This is a genomic window from Alteriqipengyuania flavescens (assembly GCF_030406725.1).
Taxonomy (GTDB): Bacteria; Pseudomonadota; Alphaproteobacteria; order Sphingomonadales; family Sphingomonadaceae; genus Alteriqipengyuania_B; species Alteriqipengyuania_B flavescens.
The window spans coordinates 44,805-63,828 of the sequence record NZ_CP129107.1 but is presented as its reverse complement, the minus strand read 5'-3'; the positions used below and the strand labels follow the sequence as shown (position 1 = coordinate 63,828).

General features: G+C 66.2%; 19 protein-coding genes. 7 read left to right on the top strand and 12 right to left on the bottom strand.

From position 1 onward, the window contains the following. Positions 1–5: 5 nt before the first annotated feature. From QQW98_RS00385 to QQW98_RS00375, 3 genes are read left to right on the top strand one after another with little or no spacing between them, the layout of a single operon-like run. Positions 6–1,319 (top strand): flippase, encoded by a 1,314-nt coding sequence (locus tag QQW98_RS00385; RefSeq protein WP_290135585.1) that lies wholly within the window; start codon positions 6–8, stop codon positions 1,317–1,319. Beyond that, positions 1,316–2,074, top strand: a complete 759-nt coding sequence (locus QQW98_RS00380) for a glycosyltransferase family 2 protein (RefSeq protein ID WP_290135584.1) — start codon at positions 1,316–1,318, stop codon at positions 2,072–2,074. The genes QQW98_RS00385 and QQW98_RS00380 overlap by 4 nt, the downstream gene beginning before the upstream one ends. After that, entirely contained in the window at positions 2,071–2,865 is a 795-nt protein-coding gene (locus QQW98_RS00375) for a glycosyltransferase family 2 protein (protein WP_290135583.1), read from the top strand. The genes QQW98_RS00380 and QQW98_RS00375 overlap by 4 nt, the downstream gene beginning before the upstream one ends. Here QQW98_RS00375 and QQW98_RS00370 read toward each other — a convergent pair. Genes QQW98_RS00370 through QQW98_RS00360 form a run of 3 tightly spaced genes read right to left on the bottom strand, consistent with a single transcriptional unit; the run spans position 2,832 to position 6,548 of the window. Further along, positions 2,832–3,914, bottom strand: a complete 1,083-nt coding sequence (locus QQW98_RS00370) for a glycosyltransferase family 4 protein (protein ID WP_290135582.1) — start codon at positions 3,912–3,914, stop codon at positions 2,832–2,834. The two genes, QQW98_RS00375 and QQW98_RS00370, sit on opposite strands and share 34 nt — an antisense overlap. Beyond that, complete coding sequence (locus tag QQW98_RS00365) at positions 3,914–5,536, bottom strand: hypothetical protein (RefSeq protein ID WP_290135581.1); 1,623 nt, start codon at positions 5,534–5,536, stop codon at positions 3,914–3,916. The genes QQW98_RS00370 and QQW98_RS00365 overlap by 1 nt, the downstream gene beginning before the upstream one ends. 4 nt (positions 5,537–5,540) lie before the next feature. Continuing rightward, complete coding sequence (locus tag QQW98_RS00360) at positions 5,541–6,548, bottom strand: glycosyltransferase family 2 protein (protein ID WP_290135580.1); 1,008 nt, start codon at positions 6,546–6,548, stop codon at positions 5,541–5,543. Between the two features lie 128 nt (positions 6,549–6,676). Between QQW98_RS00360 and QQW98_RS00355 the strand changes: the two genes are divergently transcribed. Next, on the top strand, positions 6,677–7,576 hold the full coding sequence (locus QQW98_RS00355; protein WP_290135579.1) for a DMT family transporter: 900 nt from the start codon (positions 6,677–6,679) through the stop codon (positions 7,574–7,576). Between the two features lie 66 nt (positions 7,577–7,642). Next, positions 7,643–7,906 (top strand): hypothetical protein, encoded by a 264-nt coding sequence (locus QQW98_RS00350; protein ID WP_290135578.1) that lies wholly within the window; start codon positions 7,643–7,645, stop codon positions 7,904–7,906. 102 nt (positions 7,907–8,008) lie between these two features. Here QQW98_RS00350 and QQW98_RS00345 read toward each other — a convergent pair whose 3' ends face one another. The 6 genes from QQW98_RS00345 to QQW98_RS00320 all read right to left on the bottom strand — a co-directional run bounded on the left by QQW98_RS00345 (position 8,009) and on the right by QQW98_RS00320 (position 13,196). Next, positions 8,009–8,251, bottom strand: a complete 243-nt coding sequence (locus QQW98_RS00345) for a DUF1153 domain-containing protein (RefSeq protein ID WP_290135577.1) — start codon at positions 8,249–8,251, stop codon at positions 8,009–8,011. Between the two features lie 179 nt (positions 8,252–8,430). Further along, complete coding sequence (locus QQW98_RS00340; protein WP_290135576.1) at positions 8,431–8,688, bottom strand: ATP synthase F1 subunit epsilon; 258 nt, start codon at positions 8,686–8,688, stop codon at positions 8,431–8,433. Between the two features lie 5 nt (positions 8,689–8,693). Further along, positions 8,694–10,163, bottom strand: coding sequence for a F0F1 ATP synthase subunit beta (atpD, locus tag QQW98_RS00335; protein ID WP_290135575.1), 1,470 nt, complete (start codon positions 10,161–10,163; stop codon positions 8,694–8,696). Positions 10,164–10,184: 21 nt separating this feature from the next. Then, positions 10,185–11,060 carry a F0F1 ATP synthase subunit gamma gene (locus QQW98_RS00330; RefSeq protein ID WP_290135574.1) on the bottom strand — a complete coding sequence of 292 codons (876 nt, stop codon included), beginning with the start codon at positions 11,058–11,060 and terminating at the stop codon, positions 10,185–10,187. Between the two features lie 28 nt (positions 11,061–11,088). Next, the gene (gene atpA / locus QQW98_RS00325; RefSeq protein WP_290135573.1) at positions 11,089–12,618 is read right to left on the bottom strand and encodes a F0F1 ATP synthase subunit alpha; all 1,530 of its coding nucleotides are present in this window, start codon (positions 12,616–12,618) and stop codon (positions 11,089–11,091) included. 20 nt (positions 12,619–12,638) lie between these two features. Then, entirely contained in the window at positions 12,639–13,196 is a 558-nt protein-coding gene (locus tag QQW98_RS00320) for a F0F1 ATP synthase subunit delta (RefSeq protein ID WP_290135572.1), read from the bottom strand. 207 nt (positions 13,197–13,403) lie between these two features. On the opposite strand from QQW98_RS00320, the gene QQW98_RS00315 reads away from it, so the two are divergent. After that, positions 13,404–14,231 (top strand): TauD/TfdA dioxygenase family protein, encoded by an 828-nt coding sequence (locus QQW98_RS00315; protein ID WP_290135571.1) that lies wholly within the window; start codon positions 13,404–13,406, stop codon positions 14,229–14,231. On the opposite strand, the gene QQW98_RS00310 is transcribed toward QQW98_RS00315, so the two are convergent. Both QQW98_RS00310 and QQW98_RS00305 read right to left on the bottom strand, forming a co-directional pair. After that, positions 14,228–14,587, bottom strand: coding sequence for a hypothetical protein (locus QQW98_RS00310; RefSeq protein ID WP_290135570.1), 360 nt, complete (start codon positions 14,585–14,587; stop codon positions 14,228–14,230). The genes QQW98_RS00315 and QQW98_RS00310 overlap by 4 nt on opposite strands. A 278-nt stretch (positions 14,588–14,865) precedes the next feature. After that, complete coding sequence (locus tag QQW98_RS00305) at positions 14,866–16,413, bottom strand: S1C family serine protease (protein ID WP_290135569.1); 1,548 nt, start codon at positions 16,411–16,413, stop codon at positions 14,866–14,868. Between the two features lie 82 nt (positions 16,414–16,495). Between QQW98_RS00305 and QQW98_RS00300 the strand changes: the two genes are divergently transcribed. Beyond that, the gene (locus QQW98_RS00300; RefSeq protein ID WP_290137069.1) at positions 16,496–17,518 is read left to right on the top strand and encodes a bifunctional transcriptional activator/DNA repair enzyme AdaA; all 1,023 of its coding nucleotides are present in this window, start codon (positions 16,496–16,498) and stop codon (positions 17,516–17,518) included. 10 nt (positions 17,519–17,528) lie between these two features. Here the strand turns inward: QQW98_RS00300 and QQW98_RS00295 are convergent, their stop codons facing one another. Continuing rightward, on the bottom strand, positions 17,529–18,908 hold the full coding sequence (locus QQW98_RS00295; protein ID WP_290135567.1) for an NAD-dependent succinate-semialdehyde dehydrogenase: 1,380 nt from the start codon (positions 18,906–18,908) through the stop codon (positions 17,529–17,531). Between the last annotated feature and the right edge of the window lie 116 nt (positions 18,909–19,024).

The window sequence follows — 19,024 nt, the reverse complement described above, 5'->3', positions numbered from 1 at the left end:
CTTCGATGCGAAGTTTGCTGGCAAATTTCGGATGGCTTTCGGGCGAGATGCTGGCCCGGCTTTTCGCCGGACTTGCGGTCATGACGCTGGTCGCCCGCGCGCTCGGCCCGGCGGGCTTCGGTGCCTATAGCTGGGCGATCGGTCTGGCCGTGTTGGTAATGCCGCTGGCCCGCTCCGGCATGGAACCGGTGGTGATGCGCCGCATTGCCGCCGCTCCGGAAGCTGGGCGCTCGATCCTGCGCTCTGCCATGGGGGTAACCGTGCCCGCCATGATCCTTGCCGCCTTGGTCGGCGCCGCGCTTTTTGCGATGCGCACGCCGCCGGAGGGGGTGACCGCCACCATCGTCGCCCTTGCGCTCGTGGCCGTGCTGGTAAGCCCGGGGGAAAGCTTCGCCACGGCGGTCAAGGCCCGCGAACAGGTCGGCCGGTTCGCCGCGATGCGCATTGCGGTGATCCTTGGCGTGGCTGCGGTGACGGCGTGGGTGGCGATAAAGGCGCCTTCGCTGGAAGCCCTGGTGGCGCTGCGCAGCGCAGAGGCCGTTCTGGCGGCTGGCGCCGGGATCGCCGCATGGCTGATGCTTTCGCCGATAAAGCCTGCGTCCCGCCCGCAACCGGATGCGCGCGCCCTTTCGCGTGAAGGATTCCCCCTGATGATCGCCACGTTGTGCATGGCCGGGGTCATGCGGGTTGATCAGCTGATGCTCGGCTGGATGGTGGGCGAGGCGGAACTCGGACAATACGGGCTGGCGGCACGCCTTGCGGAGCTTGCGTGGTTCGTCCCCGTCGTGCTCCAGGCCACGCTGATGTCGGCCACGGTGCGCAACCATGCGGATACGGCAATCGATTTCGACACGTTCTCGCAACGAATTCTCGACATTTTCGCGCTGGCCGCATGGCCGGTCATCGGCGTTACCGCGTTGGGCTGCGCGATGCTGCTGGTGCCGGTGTTCGGAGCCGACTACGCTCCGGCGCTGAAGATGGTCCTGGCTCTCAGCGCCTCAACCCCGCTCTATTTCCTCTATTTCGCTTTCGGTACGCTGCTGACGGTGCGCGGGCTGGTCTGGCAGTCGGCCGGCGCGGCCGCCCTGGCTGCAGGGGTCAACATCGCGCTCAACGCGGTGCTGATCCCGCGGTGGGGCTGGGCTGGCGCGGCGATTGCCACGTGGTTCGCTTACCTGTTCGCGACGATCGTCGCTGCGTTGATCTTCCCGGAGACCCGCGCGTGGGCCATCCGGCTGGTCCGCGCGCTCGACCCGGTGTCCGCCACGCGGCGCCTTTGGACGCTGTACGGCGCGCAAGTGCGGGAGGCAGTGTCATGAGCGCGGGGCCGCGCATTTCCGTCGTCAGCGCCAGCTATAATGCGCTGGACGGGCTGAGGGCCACGGCGCGGAGCGTGGCGGAGCAGACCTTCGGCGATGTCGAACATATCGTCGTCGACGGTGGGTCGAGCGACGGCACCGTCGACTTCCTGCGATCGCTCGGCGACCGGGTGCGCTGGATCAGCGAGCCGGACGAGGGGATTGGCGATGCGCTGAACAAGGGCGTTGCCATGGCGAGGGGAGACTATGTCCTCGTGCTGCAGGCGGAGGATTATTTCGTCGATGCCGGCAGCCTGTCGGCCTGTGCGAGGCATCTGGGAACCCACGACCTTGTTTCTTTCGGCGTGCAGGTCGAAAGCGGGGTCGGACGCACATATGTCGAGAGCCGCGGGGCAGGTTGGCGCAGCCACTTGCACATGACGATGCCGCACCAGGGGTTGTTCGCGAGGCGGCGGCTCTTCGACGAGATTGGCCTATTTGACACCTCCTACCGGATTGCCATGGATTACGACTGGCTCCTGCGCGCCCGGAACCACGGCGCGACCGCGCTGGCGGTGAAGGAAGCGTACACGGTGATGCCGGCGACGGGTATCAGCTCGCGGACAGACTGGCCCGGTATGCGGGCGCGCCTGCTGGAATTTCGCCGCACCCAGCTTGCCCATGCCGCCTCGTCCAGAGGCCGGAAGGCGCTTCGCGGCTGGTGGTCGCTGTATCTGCCGTTCAAGCGGCTCAAGCTCGCAGCATCGGGCCGATGACCGCGCCGCGGATCACCTTCGTATTGCCCTTTTTCAACGAGGAAGGGTTCATCGGCGACACGATCGACAGCCTTGCTGCGCAGAGCTGCCACCGGTTCGCGCTTGCCCTTGTCGATAATGGATCGACCGACGGCTCCGTGGCAGAGACTGAGGCGGCCTTGGCCCGGTCGCCGCAGCTGCGGGCAGAGGTGCTTTCAGAACCGACGCCCGGCAAGACGATGGCGATCATGGCCGGGATTGCGGCGACGTCGGGGGAACTCGTGGGCACGCTGGACGCCGACACATTCTACCCACCCGACTATGTCGAAAGGCTGCTCGCCGCTTTCGATGCCAACCCCGACGCGGCCATGGTGATCGGCATCAACACGGGCTCCGACCGGCGTCGTTCGCAGGTCTCGCCGAGCAAGCGGATGCAGATCGCATTGTGGCCGCGCAAATGCCATGGCGGGGGATGTGCGCAAGCCTTCCGCCGCGGCGCGCTGGAGCAGGCGGGCGGCTTCGATCCGGCGCGCTGGCCGTTCGTGCTGGAAGATCACGAAATCGTCTGCCGGGTGCGCGAATACGGCGGCATTGCCTATGATCCGCGCCTCGTTTGCCATGCTTCGGACCGGCGCAGCGATCGCAGCGACGCGCACTGGAACCGGCTGGAGAGGCTGCTCTACAAGCTGGTACCTGCCGGCCGCGAAAGCTGGTTCTTCGACAAATTCCTGCGCTGCCGTTTCGCCAAGCGCGGCCTGTCGAATCTGCAACTGCGCAATCAGGCATGGAAAGCGGGCGAAGGCAGCGCGTAGACGGCAAAGGTCTCGCGCGCCGCGCGGGGCCAGCTGTAATGTTCGGTCGCGACCCTCGCCGCATTGCGGATGAAGTCCGCACGCTCAGGCACGCTCCATGCCGCGACTGCCTCGATCTGCGCCTTCCACCCCGCGGCATCGCCGGGAGGCAGGAGGAACCCGGTCTCACCGTCACGCACGGCGCTCGTCAGGCCGCCGGTCCGCGCGGCGAGGACCACGCCGCCGCACGCCGCCGCTTCCGGCGCGACGAGGCCGAAGCCTTCGAATTCACCGTTGGCCAGTTCGATATTGGGCACGATGACGCACAGCGCCCGGCCGTATGCGCGAGCGAGTTCGGCCTGGTCGAGCCCGCCAAGGAAGCGCACGCGCGGGTGTTCGGTCACGAAGGCCTCGTCTTCCGCCCAGCCGGTCCCCGCCACGGCGAGCGTGAAACGCTCCGGCAGCAGAGGCAGGACTTCGCGCACGAACCAGCCGCAGCCCTTGCGAGTGACGAGGCGGCCGGCAAACAGGATTTCGTCGGTGTGGGCGGCGGGTTCCTGCGGCGCGCGCAGATCCGTCCCCAGCGGCACGATCGCCGCGACGTGCCAGCCCAGTCCCCGGGCAGCCTCCGCCGTCGTATCCGAATTGGCCACCACTGTGGCGCTCCGCCCCAGAAGCCGCGCGCCGAGCCGCTGGTAAGCACCGTAAGTCTTGCCGAGAAAGCCGCCGCGCGCGGGGTAAGACACGTCCGTACCATGGGCGGACAGCACCACCTGCCGTCCCGGCGCGAACAGCTTCGCCAGCAGGCCGAGCGGCCAGATAGCCATGTCGCCGAGATGCAGCACGTCGGGAACGGTGTCGCGCGCAAACCGGTGGCGCAGGACGGTAAAGGGGAAGGCGAGCAAGGCCGCTGCGGAGGGCGGCGAACCGTCTTCGCGGCCGGGCAGGGCGACCACCTCGACCGGCTCGATCTCGGCCAGCTCTTCGCTGAGGCGGTGGCTGTACGTCTCCATCCCGCCGATCGCGGGCGCCCACTTGCGGGTCACGAACAGGATGCGCGGCGCGGTCATCAATAGTTGGTGTAGAGCGCCCCGTCGGGCCACGCAAAGGCCGGGCGCGGCAAATGATTTCCCCAGCGCAAGGTCGCGGTTCCCTGCGCGGACACGGCATGCTCGCCGCGCTGCAAGACGACCGTCCGGCCCGGTGCATGGGTTCGGTCGTCGACGGTGACAGCGGAGCCCTCGACGGTGTAGGTGCCCGGAACCAGCACCTCGATCCGCCCGATCCCCGGACCGATCCGCTTGCCCGCCACGAAGACCTTGCCCCAGTGGCGGATGTAATTGTCGCGCAGGGCTGCGGTATCTTCGCCCAGCAGCATCAATTCGCCGTCCCTTGCCGGATCGAAATTCTCCATCGCCGGGCCTTCGCGCAGCAGGAAGGGGACGACGCGCTGCTCCATCGCCATGCGATAGCTCGGCTGGCGAGCGGCGCGATAGCCCGACAGGCCCCAGCCGCTCGCGAAGTGATGCACCGCGCGCGGGAAGGGGCCGACGAATGCGGCGTCGTCGATATAGGTGACAGGCTCGGGGAAAATCTCGGCGATCCCCGCGTGCACGGTGTGCTGGTCGTGCAGGACCTGGCGGTCTTCCGACAGGGAGAGGGCAAGAGCATTGATCGCCAGCACGGCGGCGACGGGCGCAAGGCCGTATCGCTTCTGCATCCAGTCCGCCCCGGCCGCAGCGATGATCATCGCAGGCGGCAGCGCAAAGACGTAGTAATAGGGAAAGGCATTGCGATAGATCGCGACCGCCAGCAGCGGCACGAGGCACGCGGCGAGGAAGGGCAGGGCCTGCAGGCACCGCTGCCACAGGATGACAGCGCCGGCGAGCAGCATGATCGTGAGGATCGGTGCGGTCAGCAGCTGGTCGGCGAGATAGCCGCCTTGCGGGAACAGTCCGCCATCGAACATGCGTTCGGCAGACGACGCTGCCATCGTGAATAGGGGACCGGATGCGCCGGTCGCGACCAGGGCGACGAGGCCCAGGCCTGCCGCCACTGCCGCTGCGGGGATCAGGAGGCGCAGTGGCAGGCTGTCACGGCGCCACCACAGGGCGGCAAGGATTGCGGGCGCATACAGGACGCTCTTGATCGTGGCGATCATCGCGAGGGTGAAGAGAAGCGCCGCGCCCGCCAGTGCCGGCGAGCGGAGCGGGCGGGTGAGGACCACCCACAGCACGCCCATCAGCAGGCTCGCCGCGATCATGTCGGCGCGCAGGGCGAAGGCGTGGAGGAACACGTGTCCTCCGCCGATATAGGCCAACGCCGCCAGCAGTGCGGCGTTGCGGCTGGCAAAGCGGCGGGCGAGGTCAAAGATCACGGCAGCCGTGAGCAGTTCGAACGGCAGGATCAGCGCCCGGATGGCGAGGATGTGGTCGATGGCTCCACCGGGCAGGCGCGGCACCCAGCCGAAGAGGTAGACATAGGGCACCTGCAGGACCGGCACCGGTTCGCCGCACAACCACTGGTGGATCTGGCCGAAACCGAAGAATTCGTCCCAGTTCACGCTTTTGGCGAAAACCAGTTCGACCTGCATGGCCAGGATGGCGAGGCCGCAGGCGATGGCGAGCGTTCGCCCGTCGGCGAGCCAAGCGGGGAGGCTGGAGATCGGACGCCGGGCGATTGCGGTCTGCATGCGCCTATCCCGTGCGCGACCGACGCGGGTGTTCATCGGCGGAGTCAGAGAAGGCGTCTGCCTGCGCATCGACCTTCTCGCGCAGTTGCCGGATCTCGAGCAGGTTCGCTTCGAGCAGCTTGCGATTGGCGGCGACCAGGTCGGCCAGCACGCCGAGGATGCACAGCAGCACCCCGATGACGAGCAGCGCCCCGCCGATCACGATCGACTGGATGTGCCCGTCGCCCTGTCCCTGCAGATAAAACCACACGAATCGCAGCAGCGGGACCATACCGATTAGCGCCACCACGAGGCCGCTGCCGACAAAGGCGCGCAGCGGATTGTACATCGTATAGGCCCGCGCCATCGTGACGCCGGTCTGCATGATGAAGCGCGGCACGCTGCGGAACAGGCGGCTTGGGCGCGGGGTCGCGTGGGTGCGGATCGGCACGCTGGCGATGGCCATGCGCTTGCGCCCGGCCTGGATCAGCATGTCGGTGGTGTAGCTGAATTCGGTGGTGATTGTCAGGCGCTGGGCGGCATCGCGGCTGAAGGCGCGAAAGCCGCTGACGGCATCGGTGATGTCGGTGGCGCTGAGCTTGCGGACGGCGGCACTGCCGATGCGCTGCAGGCGGCGCTTGAAGTTGCCGAAATGCGCGTTCCTGGCCACGCCCCGATCGCCGACGACGATATCGGCGCTTCCTTCCAGAACCGGCGTGACCAGCAGGGCGATGTCCGCGCCTTCGTATTGCCCGTCCGCATCGGTGTTGACGATGACGTCCGCCCCTTGCGCCAGCGCTTCGCGCACACCGCTCTGGAACGCAGCGGCAAGGCCCCGGTTGCGGCGATGGCGGACGATGTGATGGACGCCCCAGCGCGCGGCGATGCCGGCGGTGTCGTCGCTCGATCCGTCGTCGATGACGAGATATTCTACGGTGTCGATACCCGGAACCTGGCGGGGCAGGGCCGCCAATGTGGCCGGCAGGTCCTCCGCCTCGTTCAGGCAGGGAATCTGGATGATCAGCTTGGTCATGTGTGCCGCAATTCGCCCCCGTTCGAACCGACTTTCGCGCATCGGCCTTAAGGAATGGTAAACCATGGCGAGCCGCTGCCACGCGGGCCGGGCTTGCTTTTGCGCCGCAGCCTGCCAAAGCGCGCGGCATGCAGCAGGACGAACGCAGCGGATTGCTTTTTGCACTGGCCGGATTTGCATTCCTGTCGTTGGGCGATGCGATCATCAAGACGATGGCCGGGGCCTGGCCGCCGACCGGGGTTGCGGCGCTGCGCTATACGCTCGGCGCCATCGGTCTCGGCGTGCTGCTGTATTGGCGGGAAGGGCCGGGCGGGTTCCGCCTGCCGCGCCCCGGGGTGCAGCTGATGCGCGGCGCGGGTGTGGCGTTTGCGACGCTCAGCTTCTTCAGCGCGGTGTTCGTGATGCCGCTGGCCACCGCAACCGCGATCGTCTTCACCAGCCCGATGCTGACCGCCGTGCTCGCCATCGTGATGCTGGGCGAGGAATCGCGCAAGGAGACGTGGATCTCGCTGGTCGGGGGATTTGCCGGCGTCATGCTGGTGCTGCGGCCCGACCCGGCCGATTTCGATTGGTCGGCGCTGCTGCCGCTGGGCTCTGCCATCGGCATGAGCTTCGTGATGATCGGCAACCGCATGTCCGCCAAATTGGCGAGCCCGCTGGCGATGCAGTTTTCCATCGCCTCGATCGCCGCGCCGATACTGGTGGTGGCAGCCCTGCTGGGAGTGGCGAGCGGCCTGCCAGAGCTGGCGATAGGCTGGCCGCAATGGCACGTCGCGCTGCGCTGCGCGGTGGTCGCGGTGACGGCCACGACGGCCCACTGGCTCGTCTATCTCGGCACGACACGCGCCGGGGCGGCCACGGTCGCACCGATGACCTATGTCCAGATGCTGGTCGCCACGCTGCTCGGTATCGTCCTGTTCGGCGACATTCCAGATTGGCAAACCCTAGTCGGCGCAGCGCTAATTATCGGGGCAGGATTGTACCTGTGGAACGCCAGCCGCTTGCAGTCTGCCAAAATTTCGCCATAAAGCCGGAACCCATCCGGCATTCGGCCATTGTGGTGGGTAACGCAATCAACAAGACAGGGAGTTCCCATGCGTAAACTGACCGCAATCACGATGGCTGCATTCGCAGCCGCAAGCCTCGCCGCATGCGCACAGTCGGAAGAAGACCAGGCCGCAGACGTGGCCGTGGCTGAAGCCGAAGCCGAAGAAGACGTGCTCGAAGAGCAGGCCGATCTGGCCGACGCACAGGGCGACGAAGCAGCCGAAGAGGCTCTGGACGCACAGGCTGACGCCGCTGGCGAAGCAGCCGACGCTGTCGATGAAGACAACATGTCGGTGGGTGACGGCGAATAAGCCATCGCTTAGCGAACATGAAGAGGGGCGCGGCCTTGCGGTCGCGCCCCTTTTTCGTGGCAGGTGTGATTATGCCTATGGCCCGACTGAACCGGATGGACCTCAGGCGTCTTCCAATTCCTGCTCCCAGCTTTCGAATTCGCTGCGGCTGAGCAAGTAGCGCAAGCGCGCTTCATCGAACGTGATCAGCTTGTCCCGCACGGCGCGAACGACTTCGGCCTTGCGGCGCTGCGACCAGTGGACGTCGTAGCTGGGCGGCAGCTTGGCCTTCGCGGCGCGGTTCTCGCGGCGCTGGGCGGCGGGGCCGCGGATATCGGATATCGGTTGCGACACTGTATGCGACATGGGCGAGTGCTCCTTCATGGTGCCCCCTCGATTGTCCCCGCTGCATGGGTAATTTCGCCCCAAAGGCCTAACCCCGCCTTTCGCGCTGTGGTTGCAGGTCCGTTTACCGTGCCACTTCGTCCACGAAAAAGGGCGACCCATCGGGCCGCCCTCTATCTTTCAGGTCGTGATCGAGGCGATCAGCCTTCGACGTGTTCCGCCAGGACGGTGAGGCCGTTTTCGCCCACTTCGGCGAAACCGCCGCGGACTTCGATCTCTTCCGGGGCGGCGCCTTCGGTCTTGTAGACCTGCACCGCGCCGTCGCGGATGGTCGACATGAAAGGCGCGTGGCCTTCCAGCACACCGAATTCGCCTTCGCTGCCGGGGACGACGACCATGTGGACGTCTTCCGACCGGACCAGCTTGGCAGGGGTCACCAGTTCGAAGTGAAGGGCCATATGCCTTACGCCTCGTCCGCCATCTTCTTGGCCTTGGCGACCGCCTGGTCGATGCCGCCGACCATGTAGAAGGCGCTTTCCGGCAGGTGGTCGTACTCGCCGTCGACCACGGCCTTGAACGACTTCACCGTGTCTTCCAGCTGGACGAATTCGCCCGGGATGTTGGTGAAGACTTCGGCCACGTGGAACGGCTGCGACAGGAAGCGCTGGATCTTGCGTGCGCGCTGGACGGTCAGCTTGTCCTCTTCCGACAGCTCGTCCATCCCGAGAATGGCGATGATGTCCTGCAGGCTCTTGTACTTCTGCAGCGTTTCCTGGACGCGGCGAGCGGTCTCGTAGTGCTCCTGGCCCACGACGCGCGGTTCGAGCACGCGGCTGGTGGAGTCGAGCGGGTCGACCGCCGGGTAGATGCCCAGCTCCGAAATCGCGCGGCTCAGCGTGGTCGTCGCATCAAGGTGGGCGAACGAGGTGGCCGGTGCCGGGTCGGTAAGGTCGTCGGCGGGAACGTAAATTGCCTGCACCGAGGTGATCGAGCCCTTGGTGGTGGAGGTGATGCGTTCCTGCAGGTTACCCATGTCGGTCGACAGGGTCGGCTGGTAGCCCACAGCCGACGGGATACGGCCGAGCAGGGCGGACACTTCCGAACCCGCCTGGGTGAAGCGGAAGATGTTGTCGACGAAGAACAGCACGTCCTGGCCTTCCACGTCGCGGAAATATTCCGCCATGGTCAGGCCCGACAGGGCGACGCGGGCACGCGCGCCCGGAGGCTCGTTCATCTGGCCGAAGACGAGCGCCACCTTGGAACCGTCGGACGTGGCGTTGCCGTCGGCGTCCTTGGCGATAACGCCGGCGTCGAGGAATTCGTGGTAAAGGTCGTTCCCTTCGCGGGTACGCTCACCCACGCCGGCGAACACGGACACGCCGCCGTGACCCTTCGCGATATTGTTGATCAGTTCCTGGATCAGCACGGTCTTGCCCACGCCGGCACCGCCGAACAGGCCGATCTTGCCGCCCTTCGCGTAAGGGGCGAGGAGGTCGATCACCTTGATGCCGGTGACGAGGATGTCGGCTTCGGTCGACTGGTCGATGAATTCCGGTGCCTCGGCATGGATCGGGGCGGTCGTTTCGGCGCCGATGGGGCCGCGCTCGTCGATCGCTTCGCCGACCACGTTCATGATGCGGCCGAGCGTCTTCGGGCCGACCGGCACGGAAATCTGCGCGCCGGTGTTGATGACTTCCTGCCCGCGGGTGAGGCCGTCCGTGCCGTCCATCGCGATGGTGCGCACGGTGTTTTCGCCGAGGTGCTGCGCGACCTCGAGGATCAGCGTGTTGTCGCCGTTCTTCGTTTCGAGCGCGGTAAGGATCGCCGGCAGTTCGCCTTCGAACTGCACGTCGACGACGGCGCCGATGACCTGGGCGATCGTGCCGTTGGTGGTCTGGTTGAGTGCCTGGTTAGCAACTGGGGCGGTGGCCATGTTCGTTTCCTTGCCTTTGCCTTAGAGCGCTTCCGCGCCTGCAATGATTTCAATCAGTTCGGTGGTGATCGCGGCCTGGCGGCTGCGGTTGTACTGGATGGTGAGCTTGCTGATCAGGTCGCCGGCGTTGCGCGTGGCGTTGTCCATCGCGGTCATCGAAGCGCCCTGTTCCGACGCGGCGATTTCCAGCAGCGCGCCGAAGACCTGCGTCTTGACGTAGCGCGGCAGCAGTTCTTCGAGGATTTCTTCCTCGCCGGGCTCGTATTCCACGACCGCGTCGCTGCCGGCTGCCGCGTCCGTTTCCGGGGCGGGGACGGGGATCAGCTGGTTGATCGTCGGTTCCTGCACCAGCGCCGACTTGAAGGTCGGGAAAATCAGGTGCGCGATGTCGAACTTGCCGCCTTCGAACATTTCGATCAGCTCGTCCGCAATGCTTTCGGCTTCCTCGAAACCGGGGTTGCGCACGGTGCTGGTGTCGAAGTGCTGTTCGATCCGGTCGGCGTAGTCGCGCTTGATCGGCGCGCGGCCTTTCTTGCCGACGAGGTAGAACTGCACGTCCTTGCCTTGGGCCAGCAATTCCTTCGCCTTGAGCTTCGCAGCCTTGACGAGGTTGGCGTTGAGGCCGCCGCACAGGCCCTTGTCGGTGTTGACGAGGACGAGCAGGTGACGCTGGTCGTTGCCCGTGCCGGCCAGCAGCTTCGGCGCGCCGTCACCGGACACCTTGCTTGCGAGCGAGGCCATCACGTCGGCCAGCCGCGTGGCATAGGGGCGCGCGGCTTCCGCCGCCGCCTGCGCGCGGCGCAGCTTGGCCGCAGCGACCATCTGCTTGGCCTTGGTGATCTTCTGGGTCGACTTGACCGAGTTGATCCGACCCTTGAGTTCTTTCAGCGAGGCCATGTTGGCTCCCTAGGTGTCTCTCTCAGGCTCAGGCGAACTGCTTGGCGAACGTGTCGAGCGCGGCTTTCGCCTTGTCGGCGGTTTCGCCCTCGAACTTGCCGCTCGAGCGAATGTCGGTGAGCACGTCGGCGTGTTCGTTCCGCATGAAGCTCAGCATCTGGGCTTCGTATTCGGTCACGCGGTTCACCGGGATATCGTCCAGATAGCCGTTGGTGCCGGCGTAGATCGACACGGTCTGCTCTTCGAAGGGCAGGGGCGAGAACTGCGGCTGCTTGAGCAGTTCGGTCAGGCGCGCACCGCGGTTGAGGAGCTTCTGCGTGGCGGCGTCGAGGTCGCTGCCGAACTGGGCGAAGGCGGCCATCTCGCGGTACTGCGCGAGGTCCAGCTTCATCGAGCCCGACACCTTTTTCATCGCCTTGGTCTGGGCGGCACCGCCCACGCGGCTGACCGACAGGCCGACGTTAATGGCCGGGCGGATGCCCTGGTAGAACAGCTCGGTTTCGAGGAATATCTGGCCGTCGGTGATCGAGATCACGTTGGTCGGGATATAGGCTGACACGTCGCCGGCCTGCGTTTCGATGATCGGCAGCGCGGTGAGCGAGCCCGAACCCTGGTCGGCGTTCATCTTTGCCGCACGCTCCAGCAGGCGGCTGTGGAGGTAGAACACGTCGCCCGGATAGGCTTCGCGGCCCGGCGGGCGGCGCAGCAGCAGCGACATCTGGCGATAGGCGACGGCCTGCTTGGAAAGGTCGTCGTACACGATCACGGCGTGCATGCCGTTGTCGCGGAAGAATTCACCCATCGCGCAGCCGGTGTAGGGGGCGAGGTACTGCAACGGGGCAGGCTCCGACGCGGTGGCGGCGATCACGATGGAATATTCCATCGCGCCGTTTTCCTCGAGCGTCTTGACGAGCTGCGCCACGGTGGAGCGCTTCTGGCCAACGGCGACATAGACGCAGTAGAGCTTCTTCGATTCGTCGTCGCCCGCATTCAGTTCCTTCTGGTTGATGAAGGTGTCGATCGCGACGGCGGACTTGCCGGTCTGGCGGTCGCCGATGATCAGTTCCCGCTGGCCGCGGCCGATCGGGACCAGGGCGTCGATGGCCTTGAGGCCGGTCTGCACGGGTTCGTGCACCGACTGGCGCGGGATGATGCCGGGGGCCTTGGTTTCCACGCGGGCGCGGGTCACGTCGGTGATCGGGCCCTTGCCGTCGATCGGGTTGCCGAGCGCGTCGACCACGCGGCCGAGCAGGCCCTTGCCGACGGGAACGTCCACGATTGTGCCGGTCCGCTTGACGGTGTCGCCTTCCTTGATCTCGGCGTCGGAGCCGAAGATCACGACACCGACGTTGTCGGCTTCGAGGTTGAGCGCCATGCCCTGGATGCCGCCGGGGAATTCGACCATCTCGCCGGCCTGGACCTGGTCGAGGCCGTGGATGCGGGCGATACCGTCACCCACCGACAGCACGCTGCCGACTTCGGTGACTTCGGCTTCGGTGCCGAAATTGGCAATCTGGTCCTTGATGACCTTGGAGATTTCTGCGGCGCGGATATCCATTGCGTTGTCCTTTGAGCCTGTCAGGCGCTTTTCATCGCGTTGGCGAGGGTGTTGAGGCGGGTGCGGATCGAACCGTCGATGCGTTTCGAACCGATGGTGACGACAAGGCCGCCGAGCAAGTCGGGGTCGACCTTGGTGGTTAGTTTCACGGTGCGGCCTTCGCGGGCCTTCAGCTTCTGCTCCAGCGTGGAAAGCTGGGCGTCGGTGAGGGCGTGGGCGCTGGTGACTTCGGCCGTCACTTCGCCGCGCTGGGCGGCGGCGATGGCGCGAAAGGCGCGGATGATGGCGGGCAGCTGGCCCAGCCGGCGGTTCTGCGCCAGCGTGCCGAGGAAGTTCTGGGTGAGGTCGGCCAGGCCCATGATGGCGGCAACGCCCCACACGGCCTTCTGCGCATCGTTGCGCGAAACCTGCGGATTGGTCGTCAGCTGGCGCAGTTCGTCCGACTGGTCGAGGCCTGCTTCGAGCTTCTCGAGGTCCGATTCGACAGCGGTCACGGTGCCTTTTTCGGCAGCGAGGTCGAACAGGGCGGAAGCATAGCGGCCTGCCAGGCTAGCCTGAATACCGGCGGAAATCTCCACGCGCAAAAGTCCTTCTCGGGTCCGGGTAACGGATTATCTGATCGACTGCGAAACGGCCGGCCGGAACGGGCGGCCCTCGCAAGATTGGCGCGCGCCTAGCAGCCGCCCCCGATTCATGCAAGCCGGGTATCCGGCAGATCGCGGGTGATTTGGCGACGCGCGGGTTTCGGCGTAGCATCGCCGCGCGAGTCGCGCAGGAGAGATGCGATGAAGATGACCCCGCTGGGCGAGGAAATCGGCGCCGAGGTGACCGGCTGCCAGCTCGCCGAAATGTCCGACGAAGCGCTGGATCAGTTGAAGGAAGCGGTCTGGGAAAGCGGCGTCGTGGTATTGCGCGGGCAGGACCTGTCGCCGCAGCAGCACATTGAGCTCGCCAACCGGTGGGGCGGGATCGACATCAACAACTACTTCCCGCTGAATGGAGAGCATCCGGAGATTGCCGAGGTCCGCAAGGAAAAGGACCAGCAGACCAATATCGGCGGCGGCTGGCATACCGACCATTCCTATGACCAGGTGCCGGCGATGGGCTCCATCCTCGTGGCGCGGACCCTGCCGCTCAAGGGGGGCGACACGCTGTTCGCTCACATGGGCGCGGCCTACGATGCGCTGGACGAGGAGACGAAGGCCGAGATCGCCGGCATGCGCGCCGTCCATTCCGCCGACCATATCTATGCGCCCGACGGCGCCTATGCCCAGACCGACCAGGGCAAGGCGCTGCGCGGTCAGGAGCTGAAGACGCTGGCGACCCACCCGGTCGTGATCCGCCACCCGCAGACAGGCCGCAAGCTGCTGTACGTGAACCCGGCCTTCACCCTGCACTTCGAAGGGCAGACGCGCGAGGAAAGCCTGCCGCTGCTGCAAAGGCTCTATGCCGCCGCGATGACGCCGGAGGCGCAGGCACGGGTGGTGTGGAAGCCCGGCACGGTGACGATCTGGGACAACCGGACGACGTGGCACATGGCGCTGAACGATTATCCCGGCGAAGAGCGCATCATGCACCGCATCACGCTGAGCGGCGAGGCCCTGGCGGCCTAGCCGCAGGCGTCTTCCGTATCCACTGCGGCGGCCGACCCTTGCGGATCTTTTGCAATCTCGCGCAGGCCGACTGCCGCCGCTTCGGAAAGCTCCCTGTCGGCCATCATCGTCTCCACGTTGGTTGGCGTGCGGTCGCCGAAATCATAGAGCCTGCCGCGTAACTCGCGATTTCCGGCGAGGACGATCCCGGCTTCCCTCGCTGTGCATGCCGGCGGCACCGGCTCTTCATCAAGCGGTTCTGCGAGAAAATAGCCTTCCGTGATGCACTTTTGTCCGTCGGCAAACTTGAGACACCGCTGGCGTTCCTCCAGCGGGCCGCAGGTCGTGCGCGGAAAATCGATCTGTTCTCTGTCCATAAGTCTTCAGGACTATCCGGCGTGTCGCAGTGAATAGCGGTTCGGGACATTCATTTTCCCGTCCGCCGACTTGCTGGCAACGGCAGGTTTCCAAGGCTGCGGCACGCCATTCACCAAGCTGGACTTCCGAAGAGACTTGTTGCGGTTCGGGCGGAGGGCGATCCGTCCCCGCTATCTCCTGAATCCGGCAGCAGCATAGGCAGGACCAGCGCAGCAAATACGGCGATCCCGGTTACGCCTGCGACTTTCAGGATCTGCCGGTTCTCCATGGTGGCAAATCAATCGGCCTTGCTGCATTTGTAGACCACCCGCTCGTTCGGGCGGTCGGGCAGCAGCGCCAGCACGGCGTCCTGCTTCTCGCCGAAATCGCGGGCGGCGGCTTCGTCAACGCCACAGCCGGGCCCGCGATAGGTGCCGCGGGCCTCGCGCGCGGCGGCCATGTCGGCGGCGCCCAACAGGTAGCGTTCCATGCGGTATTCGCCGGTCGCCGGGTCGAAGCGGTTGAGCGAGACGGCCGCTTCCTCGTTCGGCACGAACACGCGCGACCACTTGCCATCGAGCAGGCCATACTGGGTGCGCCCGTTGACGCAGCCGCCCGCGCTCCATTCGAACGGCAGATCCTCTACCGAAGCGCCGGTGATGCGGCTGCGCTGCGGGTCGACGGTGCAGACAAGATCGCCGGAAAGCGCGCCTTCGCCGGATACGGGATCGGCGCTGCCGGTGCCGAATTCCTCGTCCAGCCGCATGGCGACCCGGTCGTCAATCTCGCGCAGCTGCGGCCGGCTGAACCATGTCACGACCGCTGCGACCAGCGCGATGGCGGCCAGCACGGCGGCGGCGATGAAGGGGTTGCGTTTGCCGTTCACGTGCAGCTGGTAGGCGGCGAACCCGGCGACGAGCGAGAGGACCAGCAGCACGGCGGCTACCGCCAGGCCGTTGTCGCGCGATTCGGCGATGTCGCGGCTAACCTGGGTGCGGAAGCTGGCTTCTGCGGCGGCGCGTTCGCGGGCGGCGGCGCTCTGCGCTTCGTCTGCTTGCCGCGCGGCGGCCTCGGCGCGGCGCTGTTCCTCCGCATCGAGCTCCACCAGGCTGCGGCAAGGCATGGCGTTGACGCGCGGCTGGACGTCGTTCGCACGCAGGAACGGCAGCAATTCACGCATCGATACTGCGAAGAAAAACTCGGCATCCGTACCGCTGCTCGATGCGCCGAAGCTGTTCACGCCGACCACGCGCCCGCAATTGTCCAGCAGCGGCCCACCCGAATTCCCGCGCGCAATCGGCGCGGTGTGCAGGATGGTGTCGAATTGGCGCGACGGGCGCCGCCCGGCGAGCGAGCCGCGCGCCTTTACGGGCGGCGTGGCGCGGAACACGTCGCCGAGGCCAAGCCCCTGCGCGATGTCCACATTCTGCGGATAGCCCACGGCATAGACGTCGCCGCTGTCGGCCTCCGCCGCGCCGGCGATGGTGAGCGGCGGCAGGCGCAGGCCGCTGGCAATCTCGATCAGCGCCAGGTCGTTGCGCGGGCTGTAGCTGACAACGCGGGCTTCCACCGCCTCGCCGCCTTCTGCCGGAACGACCAGCACCCGCAGCCGGGGGTCGATCCGCACTTCGTCGACCACGTGGTTGTTGGTGACCAACCGGTTGCCGGAAACCGCGAAGCCGGTCCCGTGGCTGACGGGGAAGCTTTCGCCTTCCTCGTCCGTCCCCACGATCAGCACGCGGACGACCCCGCGCGCGGCGGCATCGATATCGGCGGCATCGGCAGCGGCCAGTTGCGGGGCGAGGAGCGCCAGCAGCGCGGCGAGGATCGTGAAAAACCGTGTCATCGCCTGCGGCAATACGCGACTGCGGGTTTTGATCGCAAGCTTCGGGATGCAAGCCTCCGCCGCGATGGCTACAACACCTGCCATGCAACCGACCGACGACATCGCCTGGAACGCCGTGCAGCGCCGCGACCGCACGTTCGACGGGCGCTTCGTGACCGGCGTGCTTACCACCGGCATCTATTGCCGGCCGAGCTGCGCCGCACGGCATCCGGCGCGCAAGAACGTGCGTTTCTTTGCGAGCGGCGACGAGGCGAAGGCGAGCGGCTTGCGGGCATGCAAACGGTGCCTGCCGGACGATGTCGCGCGGGACGAGGCTGCCGTGCTGGCGGCGGTGGACGCGATCAAGCGGTCGGCGGGGCGCCACACGCTCGGCGACCTGGCGGCGCTGACCGGCTATTCGCCGACGCATTTCCAGCGCGTCTTCACACGCGCCACGGGGCTTTCACCCGCGGCCTATGCACGGGCCTTGCGCGAAGAGCGGGCGCGGAAAGAACTAAGCGGGGCCGAAACGGTCGGCGAAGCGATCTACGATGCAGGCTTCGAAGCGCCGAGCCGCTTCTACGCCGCGATGGAGGGCAGGATGGGCATGACACCGAGCGACTGGCGCGGCGGCGGGAAGGGCCGCACCGTGCACTGGAGCGTGATCGACACGAGCCTGGGCGCGATGCTCGTCGCCGCAACGGACAGGGGCGTTTGCTGCCTCAGCTTCGGGGAAGGGGAGCCGGAATTGCGCGACCGGTTTCCCAACGCCACGCTGGTGCCTGCCGGTGAGAACTTTCGCGACCTGTTTGAAGAGGTCGTGGCCGCCGTCGAAACCCCGGGCAGCGCCGGGAATATCCCGCTGGACGTCAAAGGCACCGTTTTCCAGCAGCGCGTGTGGCAGGCCTTGCGCGAAATTCCGGCAGGCGAAACGCGCAGCTACGGCGAACTCGCCGCCGCGCTCGGCAACCCGAAAGCCAGCCGCGCGGTCGGCGGGGCGAACGGGGCGAACAATATCGCCGTACTGATCCCGTGCCACAGGGTCATAGCCGCCGACGGCGGGCTGGGCGGCTATGCCTATGGCACGAAGATCAAGCGCGAGCTTCTGGAACGCGAGAAGCGCTGAGCCTGGTTGCTTACTTCTTGCCCACGAAGATCGCCTTGGCGTTGACGAATTCCTTCACGCCGAAGCCGCCGTGTTCCTTGCCGTAGCCGGAGTTCTTGACCCCGCCGAACGGCATGGACGGGTCCGCGACGCCGTAGGTGTTGATATAGACCATGCCGGTGTCGAAATGCTTCGATGCCAGCTCGATCGCGCGGTCCTCGTCACCGCACAGGATACCGCCACCAAGGCCGTAGCGGCTGTCGTTGGCGAGGCGCATGGCGTCCTCGTCGTCCTTTGCGCGGATCACGCTGGCGACCGGGCCGAACAACTCGTCGTCATAGGCCGGCTGGCCGGGTGCGACGTCGGTCAGCACCGTCGCGGGGTACCATGCGCCCTTGCGATCCGGCACACTGCCGCCGCAGGCGACCTTGGCGCCGTTGGCGACCGACTTGTCGACCTGGTCCTGCAGGTCGTCGCGCAGGTCGGCGGAGCTCATCGGGCCCATGTCGCTGTCTTCGTCGGTCGGATCGCCCAGATCGACGCCTTCGAAGCGGGCGACGAATTTCTCGATGAAGGCGTCGTACACCTTGTCAGTCACGATGAAGCGCTTGCCGTTGATGCAGGTCTGGCCGTTGTTATAGAGCCGCGCCTGCGCGCAGACTTCGGCGGCCAGGTCGAGATCCGCGTCTTCCAGCACCATGTAGGCGTCGTTGGAGCCAAGCTCGAGCACGGTTTTCTTGATTGCCGCGCCGGCCTTCTCGCCCACATGGCGGCCCGCACCGTCGGAGCCCGTCAGCGTCACGCCGCGGACCTTGTCATGCTCGATGATCTTGTCCGACAGGTCGTGCCCGATCACCAGCACGGTGAAGAGGTTTTCCGGCAGGCCTGCCTTGCGGAAGATCTTGCCGATCATCAGGCCGCTGCCGGTGCACAGCGAGGAGTGCTTCAGCAGTACGCCGTTACCCGCCATCAGGCTGGCGATGGCATAGCGGATAACCTGGTAGGCGGGGAAATTCCACGGCTGGATGCCGTAGACGACGCCGATTGGCGAAAAGGTCACGATGCCGCGCCCGGCGTTGCTGGGATCGCGGCTTTCGTCGGCCAGTTCCTTCGGCCCGTTGGCGGCGGTCCAGTCGCAAATGGCGGCGCACAGTTCCACCTCGTCGCGGCTGTCGCCGATCAGCTTGCCGACTTCGCGCGTCATCAGTTGCGCGAGTTCTTCCTTGTTGTCGCGCAGGCCCTTGCCGAGCGCCTTGATCACTTCGGCCCGGTCTTCGAGGCTGCGCAGCTTCCACTGGGTAAATGCTTCGTGACAGGCTTCGACCGCGGCGAAGGCTTCGTCCTCGCTCATGTGGTCGTAGGAGTGGATGTCTTCGCCGGTTGCGGGGTTGACGGTGGTAATGTCGGCCATGGAAAGTCTTTCTCGGGTTCCTCGGGGTTGCCCCCTTCCAACCAGCGCGGCGACGGCTGCGTTCCGGATTGCGGACACGAAAGAGGCGGACGGCCCGAAAAGGCCGCCCGCCCGTG